The sequence below is a fragment of the Devosia sp. genome (assembly GCF_048261455.1).
Lineage (GTDB): Bacteria > Pseudomonadota > Alphaproteobacteria > Rhizobiales > Devosiaceae > Devosia_A.
On sequence record NZ_JBLXGA010000038.1, the window covers coordinates 1 to 9137 of the forward strand.

General features: G+C 64.4%; 10 protein-coding genes and 2 pseudogenes. 5 read left to right on the forward strand and 7 right to left on the reverse strand.

What is annotated here, in order from left to right:
* A pseudogene (locus ACN0TK_RS18510) lies at positions 1 to 133 on the reverse strand (30S ribosomal protein S4); the annotation flags it as partial.
* Between the two features lie 276 nt (positions 134 to 409).
* Here ACN0TK_RS18510 and ACN0TK_RS18515 point away from each other — a divergent pair.
* The gene (locus ACN0TK_RS18515; RefSeq protein WP_417311020.1) at positions 410 to 604 is read left to right on the forward strand and encodes a hypothetical protein; all 195 of its coding nucleotides are present in this window, start codon (positions 410 to 412) and stop codon (positions 602 to 604) included.
* 5 nt (positions 605 to 609) lie between these two features.
* A complete protein-coding gene (locus tag ACN0TK_RS18520) occupies positions 610 to 936 on the forward strand; it encodes a hypothetical protein (protein WP_417311021.1) in 327 nt (108 codons plus the stop codon).
* A gap of 69 nt (positions 937 to 1005) precedes the next feature.
* Here the strand turns inward: ACN0TK_RS18520 and ACN0TK_RS18525 are convergent, their stop codons facing one another.
* Entirely contained in the window at positions 1006 to 1215 is a 210-nt protein-coding gene (locus ACN0TK_RS18525; protein WP_417311022.1) for a cold-shock protein, read from the reverse strand.
* A gap of 275 nt (positions 1216 to 1490) precedes the next feature.
* Here ACN0TK_RS18525 and ACN0TK_RS18530 point away from each other — a divergent pair, with 275 nt between their 5' ends.
* Positions 1491 to 2915 (forward strand): MATE family efflux transporter, encoded by a 1425-nt coding sequence (locus ACN0TK_RS18530; protein WP_417311023.1) that lies wholly within the window; start codon positions 1491 to 1493, stop codon positions 2913 to 2915.
* Between the two features lie 40 nt (positions 2916 to 2955).
* Here the strand turns inward: ACN0TK_RS18530 and miaA are convergent, their stop codons facing one another.
* A complete protein-coding gene (miaA, locus tag ACN0TK_RS18535) occupies positions 2956 to 3816 on the reverse strand; it encodes a tRNA (adenosine(37)-N6)-dimethylallyltransferase MiaA (protein ID WP_417311024.1) in 861 nt (286 codons plus the stop codon).
* 45 nt (positions 3817 to 3861) lie between these two features.
* Between miaA and serB the strand changes: the two genes are divergently transcribed.
* Complete coding sequence (gene serB, locus ACN0TK_RS18540) at positions 3862 to 4734, forward strand: phosphoserine phosphatase SerB (protein WP_417311025.1); 873 nt, start codon at positions 3862 to 3864, stop codon at positions 4732 to 4734.
* A pseudogene (locus ACN0TK_RS18545) lies at positions 4731 to 5292 on the forward strand (GNAT family N-acetyltransferase). The gene serB and the pseudogene ACN0TK_RS18545 overlap by 4 nt, the downstream one beginning before the upstream one ends.
* Here the strand turns inward: ACN0TK_RS18545 and ACN0TK_RS18550 are convergent.
* The 4 genes from ACN0TK_RS18550 to hflK form a co-directional block, all read right to left on the reverse strand.
* Positions 5289 to 6818, reverse strand: coding sequence for a Do family serine endopeptidase (locus tag ACN0TK_RS18550; RefSeq protein ID WP_417311026.1), 1530 nt, complete (start codon positions 6816 to 6818; stop codon positions 5289 to 5291). The pseudogene ACN0TK_RS18545 and the gene ACN0TK_RS18550 overlap by 4 nt on opposite strands.
* Before the next feature lie 6 nt (positions 6819 to 6824).
* On the reverse strand, positions 6825 to 7010 hold the full coding sequence (locus ACN0TK_RS18555; protein WP_417311027.1) for a DUF2065 domain-containing protein: 186 nt from the start codon (positions 7008 to 7010) through the stop codon (positions 6825 to 6827).
* Positions 7007 to 8107, reverse strand: coding sequence for a protease modulator HflC (gene hflC, locus ACN0TK_RS18560; protein WP_417311028.1), 1101 nt, complete (start codon positions 8105 to 8107; stop codon positions 7007 to 7009). Before hflC ends, ACN0TK_RS18555 begins: the two co-directional genes overlap by 4 nt.
* A 3-nt stretch (positions 8108 to 8110) precedes the next feature.
* A partial coding sequence (gene hflK, locus ACN0TK_RS18565) for an FtsH protease activity modulator HflK (RefSeq protein WP_417311029.1) occupies positions 8111 to 9137 on the reverse strand: 1027 nt, incomplete at its 5' end.

A 9137-nucleotide genomic window follows, 5' to 3' on the forward strand; every position in this document is an offset into this window, starting at 1 on the left:
TCTTGCCCTTGCGGCGCTGACCATGCTGGCCCGGACCATAGGAACGATTGTTGACCGGCGAGGACGGACGGCCCCACAGGTTTTCGCCAAGACGGCGGTCAATCTTGTGCTTACTCTGAATGCGCTTCGACATCGTAATCCTTTCAGGGAAGGTCGAAAGTGATTGCGCCCTCCTCTGCACCACCTTGCGGCGGCGCCGACAGATTCCTGATCAACAGGCTATCCCGGGTGCGCTCGAGGAGCCCGCGCCAATGGCTGGGCTCAACAAGTGGGCGGGTGATACTGGCCCGAAGCCGGCAAGTCAAGTCGGCGGACATGCCGCGGCCGCGGGAAACGTGATTTCACGCATCTGGACCTCGCACTGCCGCCGCGATAAGAACAAAACAGGAACATATGCGAGTCACGTCCCATGCTCAGATTCACCCTGGAGCTCGCCGGTCGAAACCCGGACAAACCCAAGCTGACGGCCAGCGAGGCGGCCGAAATGGTAACGATCGGGTTTCGCTTCGCCGAGTATGATCCCGAGGGGGAGCAGTTTCGCCTCAGCCTGCCCTATCGCACGGCGCAGAACCTCGACCGCGACACGCTCACCATCATGCAATAGCCGCCATGCCTGCGCCGCCCTGGAACGCTCCGAACTATCCCTCCAAGCAGCACACGCTTGGCCATGCTGCAGAAATGGGGCAGCTGATGGTGCTGCGTTGCAACCTGTGCCGGCGCAGCGCCACCTACCTCGCCGCGGACCTGGCAGCACTGCTCGGCCCGCACCGGGATGCGCTGACGCCGCCCTTTGCCTGCTCGGGTTGCGGCAAGACCCGCTACATCCGCGTCACGCTCCGCCCACCGGATGCCGGCGACTGGGGCAGATTGACGGTGCGCCGTCCCGGTCCGATCCGGCGCACCCAGACCTGGCGCTCGGTGCTGCTGGGCGACTGACACCAAAATCCGGGCAACAAAAAGGGGCCCGCAGGGGCCCCTTTCGACAACGCCTGAGCGTCGACTGTCTTACGACAGCAGGGTCAGGTTCGTCGCCGAGACCTTGCCATCACGGCCGGTCTGCAGCTCGAACGAAACGCGCTGGCCTTCGGCGAGGGTCGACAGACCCGAACGCTCGACGGCGGAGATGTGGACGAATGCGTCCTTCTCGCCGCTCTCGGGCTGGATGAAACCGTAGCCCTTGGTGGTGTTGAAGAATTTTACGGTGCCATTGATCATGGTTGACCTCGAGTTAGCAAAGGCGACCGGCAGCGCCGGCCAGGAAATGCGGAGCGAAACAGCCGCCGCGGCCGAAACGTTCACTGTATCAGGAGGTAACCATTAAGCCGGAGAACCGACCGCATCAGATAGCGCAAGACGAGCGAAACGTATGACATATTTGGCAAGATCAGGGACCAATTTCAAGAGTTTTTGGGACAAACAGGCACAGGCCGGCGCGGCTTTTCAAAAATGCGGCGGTGCGATATGGGTCCGGTCCAATTCAGGACAAATCAATGAGTACCGAAGTAGTCGCCCCCGTGCGTGGCGCCGCCCCCCGCCTTCCCGCCAGGACCTGGGGTGAAGAACTCCGAGCCGGCCTCTCTCTGGCCTGGCCTCTTATTGTCGCGCAGCTAGCGCAGAACCTGCTGTTCACCACCGACGTTGTCCTGATGGGCCGGCTGGGGCCGGACTACCTGGCCGCCGGCACGCTCGCGACCGCGTATATGATCCCCCTGCAACTGCTGGGCGCCGGCATTGTCGGGGCCGTCGCCCCTCTTGTGGCGCAGGCCCGCGGCCGGCGCGACATCAAGGCGGTGCGCCGCGTGGTGCGCCAGGGCTTTTGGGTGACGATACTGGTAGCGAGCCTGCTGATGCCCGTGGTGCTGAGCATGCGCAGCCTCTATGCGGCGCTCGGCCAGGATGCGGCCCTGCTCGATCTGTCGCAGACCTATATCGAAGCCGGCGCCTGGATGCTCTATCCCGCCATGGCGACAATGGTCGTGCGCGCCTTCCTGTCGAGCTTTGAGGCGACACGGGTCATCCTGGTCGTCACCGTCATTGGCGTGATGTTCAACATTGTTGCCGCCTGGGCGCTGATTTTCGGCGAGCTCGGCATGCCGCGCATGGAATTGCGCGGCGCCGCATTGAGCACCGGCATCACCCACATGGTGATGTTCCTCGCGCTGCTGTTCTATGTGCTGCAGCACCGCAAGCTGAAGCGGTTCAACATTCTCGTGCGCTTCTGGAAGCCCGACTGGTCGCGCTTCCGTCAGATTTTCCGCATCGGCCTGCCGATCGGCCTGACCATTGCCGCCGAAGTCGGCATCTTTTCCGCCGCCGCTTTCCTCATGGGATGGCTGGGCACCGAAGAGGTCGCGGCACATGCCGTTGCGCTGCAACTGACCGCGACCTCTTTCATGGTGCCGCTGGGCATGGGCATGGCCGCCACCGTGCGCGTCGGCATCGCCTATGGCCGCGGCGACGCCGGTGGCGTGCACCGCGCCGGGTGGACCAACATTCTGCTGGGTACCGGCTTCATGGTGGTCACCTGCACCCTGTTCCTCACCCTGCCCGGCCCGCTCGTTGCGATCTTCATCGACACCAGCAAGCCCGAAAATGCTGCCGTGCTGTCGCTGGCCACGGGCTATCTGGTGATCGCCGGCCTGTTCCAGATCTTCGATGGCGCCCAGGGCGTGGCCAATCATGCCCTTCGGGGACTGTCGGACACCCGCATCCCGATGCTGATCGCCATCGTCGGCTACTGGGTCATCGGCCTGCCCGTCGCCTGGGTACTGGGCTTCGAGTTTGGTCTCGGCGGCACGGGCGTGTGGATCGGACTCGCCACGGGCCTCGGCCTCAACGCCATCATGCTGGTCAGCCGTTTCGCACTGCGCGAGCGGCTGGGGCTGATGAAGGACATGGTGCCGCAGCCGCACTGAGTTTCTCTGAGTTTCGCCGGCGCCTGGATGCGCCGGCGGCCTAAGTCTCGATCCAGCTCCAGTCCGCCATGCGGCCGCGAAACCAGGTGCGCTGGCGCTTGGCATATTGGCGGGTGGCGATGATGGCGCGGTCGACCGCGACGGCGGGCGCGATGTCCCCGGCAAGCATCGCTGTGATTTCAGGAACGCCGATCGCCTTCATCACCGGCAGGGCCGGATTGAGTTGACGAGAAAGCAGCGCCTCTACCTCCGGCACGGCGCCCTCGGCGAACATCGTGTGAAACCGGTCTGCAATGCGCTGGCGGAGCACCGCACGATCGGGGTTGAGGACGATACGCTCGATCTCGAAATTCTCGAGCAACGGGCTGTGCGTGCGGTCCTGAAACCACGCGAGCGACTTGCCCGTCGCAGCCTTGACCGCAAGCGCCCGGGCGACGCGCTGCGGATCCGGTGCCTTGAGACGGGCGGCCATTTCGGGGTCGCGCGCGGCGATCAGTCTGGCGCGCGCCTCACCATCGAGACCGGCAAGCTCGGCTTCGGCAGCGGCGACATGCGCGGTCGGCACTTCGGGCACATCCGCAAAGCCCTTGGTGAGCGCCTCGAAATAGAGCCCGGTGCCGCCGACGAAGAACAGCGGCCGGTCCTCCGAGGCGATCAGTTCGCCCGCGGCACGCGCCCATTCGCCGGTCGAAAACCGCGTCTCGGGCGGCACCGTGCCATAAAGCCGGTGCGGCACCTCTGCCATTTCGGCCGCCGACGGTCGCGCGGTGATCAGGTGCAGCCCGTCATAGACCTGCAGCGCGTCGGTATTGACGATCACCCCGCCCTCGGCGCGCGCGCGCGACAGCGCCAGCGCCGACTTGCCGCTGGCAGTCGGACCCGCTATCAACACCGCGCGCATGTGACGCCCTGCGCTCAATCCCCGATCGCTCCTCTTGGAATGCCCATGACCGTTCTCTGCCTGATTTCCAACCCGGCGGACCCGGCGCTCGACAGCAAGCTGGTGGCCGCGATCCAGCACGAGACCGGGGGTGAGATCAACTGGCTGCATCAGCGCATCGCCTGTGAACTGCACAAGCCACGGGTTGCAGACCCGGTCGCTGCCGCGCGCGACGTGATCGGCGACCAGCCCATCGACGTCGCCCTGGTGCCGCTCGCCAACCGGAAAAAGCTGATCCTGGTCGCCGACATGGATTCGACGATGATCAACGAGGAGTGCATCGACGAACTCGCCGATGCCGTCGGGATCAAGGATCAGGTGGCAGAGATCACGGCGCGGGCGATGAATGGCGAACTCGACTTCGAACAGGCCCTGCGCACCCGGGTCGGCCTGATCAAGGGGCTGGAGCGCAAGGTGATGGAAGAGGTGCGCCGCGAGCGCATCACCATGGCCCCCGGTGGCCGCGCCCTGGTCCAGACCATGAAGGCCTATGGCGCCTACACCTCGCTGGTCTCGGGCGGCTTCACCTATTTCGCCGAGCATTACGCCAAGCGCATCGGCTTCGACGAGGCCATCGCCAATGTACTGGAATTCGACGGCGAGCAGCTCACCGGCACGGTGGCCGATCCGATCGTCGACAAGACCACCAAGCTAAACCGGCTGCAGACACTAGCGCATGAGCGCAATGTGCCGATTGCCGCGACGCTGGCCGTCGGCGATGGAGCCAATGATCTCGAAATGATCGGTGGCGCGGGTCTTGGCGTGGCGCTGCATGCCAAGCCGCATGTCGCGGCCGCAGCACCGGTCCGCATCGACCATGGCGATCTCACCGCCCTGCTCTACCTGCAGGGTTATGAGGAAGACGACCTGGTCCGATGAGGCTCGAGACGGAGCGGCTGCTGCTGCGCGAATGGCGCGATAGCGACAAGCCGCTCTATGCCGAAATTATCGGCGACCCGGAAGTCAGGCGCTATTTCGAGACCACCGGAACACTGGCCGACGCATCGGCGGGCATTGATCGCGCCACCGCGCGGCTGCGGGAGGTGGGGTTCAGTTTTCTGGCCGTCGAGGTCAAGGCCGACCGGAAATTCATCGGCATGCTGGGGATGGCTCCCATCAAGGACAACCTGCAGGCGCTGCTGCCCGATGCGCCGCGCGTCGAGATCGGCTGGCTGCTGGCCAAGAGCCATTGGGGCCAGGGGTTTTGCGCCGGAAGGTGCGCAGGCGATGCTCGACTATGCCTGGAATGAAGCCCGACTGCCCGAAGTCGGCGCCTTCACCTATCGCGGCAACCTGCCGAGCCGGCGGGTGATGGAAAAGCTCGGTATGCGCCATGATAGCGAGAACGATTTCGATCACCCCGATGTCACGCCGGGCCATCCGGTCCGCCCGCATGTGCTGTACCGGATCACCAACCCGGCGCTGCGCGACGGCTAGCCGAGACGCACGGCGATGAAACGGCTGGCGCCGTTGACGTCGACGACCTTGAACAGCACCGCCGGACGACCGGCTTCACGGGCCTCGCCGACCAGCGAATCGAGTTCGTCTACCGTATCGATCCGCTTCTGGTTGACCTCGGTGACGACCATGCCAGGGGTGACACCCTTGGAGGCCGCGTCGCTGCCGCCGCGCACATCGGTCACGACGATGCCCCCGGTTTCCGGCGGCAGACCGAATTCGGCCCGGTTCTCGTCATCGACCGGGGCGACCTCGAAACCGACCAGCGCGCTGAGACCCGGCGCTTCCTGCGCAACTTCGGGCTCCGGCGGCGGCGGTTCGGCGGCGCGGCGCGCTTCGGCCACCAACTGCTCGCCCAGTTCGAGCCGCCCGAGCGTCACACGCAGCTCGACCTCCTGGCCGTCGCGCAGGACAATCACCGGCACATCCTTGCCGACCGACGTTTCGGCCACGACGCGCGGCAGGTCACGCATCTGCGCAATCGGCTTGCCATCGAAAGTCCGGATGATGTCACCGACGCTGACGAGCCCCTCGGAGGGCCCGCCCTTGGTGACATCGATCACCAATGCCCCAGCCACACTGTCAAGCCCGAGGCTAGCGGCAATATCCTCGCTGACCTCCTGAATGCCGACGCCGAGCCAGCCACGGCGGGTTTCGCCGAACTCGATCAGCTGATCGAGCACCGGCCGCGCCAGGTTGCCTGGCACGGCAAAGCCAATGCCCAACCCGCTGCCGCCACGCGCGATGATCGCGGTGTTGATGCCGACGACATTGCCATCCATGTCGAACAGCGGTCCCCCGGAATTGCCCTGGTTGATAGCCGCATCGGTCTGGATGAACTGGTCATAGGGGCCCGACTGAATGTCGCGATTGCGCGCCGAAACGATCCCCAGGGTCACCGATCCGCCGAGTCCGAAGGGATTGCCGATGGCCATCACCCAGTCGCCGACGACGGCATCATCGCTGTCGCCGAACTCGACGAAGGGCAGATCCCGGCCGGCATCGATCTTCAGCACGGCGAGGTCGGTCTTTTCATCGGCGCCCATGATGGTCGCCGGCAGCCGCGTGCCGTCGGTCAGATAGACCTCGATCGCGTCTGCGCCGTCGATGACATGATTGTTGGTGACGACGATGCCGCTGGCATCGATGATGAAACCCGAGCCGAGGCTGCGAGCCTCGCCCATCATTTCCTCGCCCAGCCCGTTGTTGGGATTGTTCTCGTCGAAGAATTCCTCGAGTGGTGACCCTTCGGGCACTTCGGGGAACGGCATGCCCCCACCGCCGGAAATGCGTCGCGAGGTGCCGATGTTGACGACGGCGGGTGACAGCATGTCGGCCAGTACGGCGACGGACCCGGGGCCCTGCGCCTGCACCGGCGCGGCGAGAAGGCTCAGACCGAGCGTCGCAACTGCCAGAATGTGAGTGAACCGGCGCGCAATGCCGCCTGTTTCCATCGTGCCCAAAGTCTCATCCTCCGCAAACTTTCGCGCCGCGAGAGCCAGCACGCTGACTCACCCACGAATGATAAACAAGAGAACAAGTCCGGCCGCGGCGCAAGCCAAGCCTATAGCACGAATGCTTGATGCTGGCGTCGCAAGCAGCGTCGCCAGCATCTTCTTCATGTGATTGGGAAAGGCTGCATAGAGCAGCCCTTCCAGAGCAAAGGCCAGCGCAAGCGCCGACAGCAGCTCGGTCACGGGTTGGCCGGCGCCACTTCAGTCTCGGTTCCAGCATCCGCAGGGACGGAAGTCAGCGGCTCCGAAGCAGTATCTTCGGGAGCGGCTTCCGGCGGTGCCACATCGGTCTCGAGCGGCAGACCGGTGAGCGCGTTGTCGTCGAGCACGGACGAATCCATTGCCGGCTCCTCGATCAGCTCGATCTCCGGAATGTTCTCGATCACCGAGGCAGAGGGCGGCGCACTGCCGTTCGGATTCTGCTCCTGGAAGAAGGTGAAGAACTCCGAATCCGGCGACAACACCATCGTCGTACCCGTGCCGGGCAGTGCCGTGCGGTAGGACTGCATCGAGCGATAGAACTCGAAGAACCCCGGATCGAGACCATAGGCCTCGGCGAAGATCTCACTCCGCTGGCCGTCGCCCTCACCACGCAGGATTTCGGAGTCGCGACGCGCGGCCGAGATGATCACCACGGCCTGACGATCGGCGATGGCGCGTGCCGTGAGAGCCGCTTCCTGACCACGCGCACGCAGCAGCGCCGCCTCGGCCAGACGTTCCGCCCGCATGCGGTTGAAGGTTTCCTCGGAAACCCCCGCATCGAGATCGGTCCGCAGGATCCGGACATCGACGATCTCGATGCCGAGCGATGCCATTTCGGGACGCATGAGATCACGCGCCTCCCGCATCATTGCGGGGCGTTCCTCGGACAGCGCGGCGGTGAAGTCACGCAAGCCGTAGACGGCACGCAGCGCGGCTTCGAACTGCGTCGAGATCTGGTTCTCGACGACGCGAAGATCACCCTGGGCACGCGACCGGAACAGGCGTGGGTTGTCGATCCGGTAGGTCAGGAAGGCGTCGACGATATAGAACTTGCCGTCCGACACCTGCACCCGCATGTCCGCGATATCGTAGCGCAGCAGGCGGTCTTCGATGATCTGCACATTGTCGACGAAAGCCGTCGGCACCTTGAAATAGAGTCCCGGCTCGGTCTTCACATCGGTGATCTCGCCGAAGCGTGTGACAATTGCCTGTTCGCGCTCGTTGACGATGAACACGGACGAGACGAACACGTAGAGCAGGCCGACGACAACGACGGCGAGGATGATGAGTCTGTTCATGGCTTACCTCGAAGCTCCGTCGCTGTTCGTATTGCCGGACGCGTTGTTAGGTCGCAATTCCGGCAAGGGAAGGTATGGAACGACGCCCGAACCATTGGGACCGCTTTCCATCAGAACCTTCTCGGACCCGCCGAGAACCTCTTCCATGGTTTCGAGGAACAAACGCTTGCGCGTGACTTCCGGCGCCTTGGCATACTCACGGTAGATCGAGAGGAAGCGCGAAGCCTCACCTTCGGCCTCCTGCACCACGCGGTCCTTATAGGCTGCGGCATCCTCTCGGATCTGCGCAGCCTGACCACGGGCATCACCCAGCAGCGTATTGGCGTATTGCCGCGCTTCTTCCTGGAAACGATCCTCGTCCTGCTCGGCGCGCTGCACCTCGTTGAACGCATCAGCCACGGCCGACGGCGGCGCTGCTTCCTCGATGGTGATCGAGCTCACATCGATGCCCATGCCGTAGCTGTCGGCGATCTCCTGGACGATCTGCTGAACTTCGATCTGGATCGGACCACGTGCATCGCGGAACACGTCCTGAGCCGGACGACGGCCGACGACTTCACGCATGGCGCTTTCGCCGATGGAGCGAACAGTGTCTTCGGGCGCGCGGACGTTGAACAGGAACCCCATGGGGTCCGTGACCTGCCACAGCACCGAGAACTGCACATCGACGATGTTCTGATCGCCAGAGAGCATCAGGCCCTCGTCATCGGAGCCGCGACTGCCAACCACCGAGCCGATTTCGGTCCGGTTACGCGCCTGGGAGGCTTTCTCCACCGTCTCGATCGGCCAAAGTGCAAAGTTCAGGCCGGGCTGGCTGATCTCGACCGGCTTGCCGAAGCGCAGCTTCACCGCCCATTCGTTCGGCTGAACGGTATAGACCGAGTTGACGACCCAAAGGAGAATGAGACCGATAGCGACAGCCGCAATGACCAAGCGCGTACCGCCCGGGACACCGCCTTGGAAGCGGTCGCGCCCGCGCGACAGCAGGTCTTCGAGGTTGGGGGAACCGTTGCCGCCGCGGCGCCCGCCG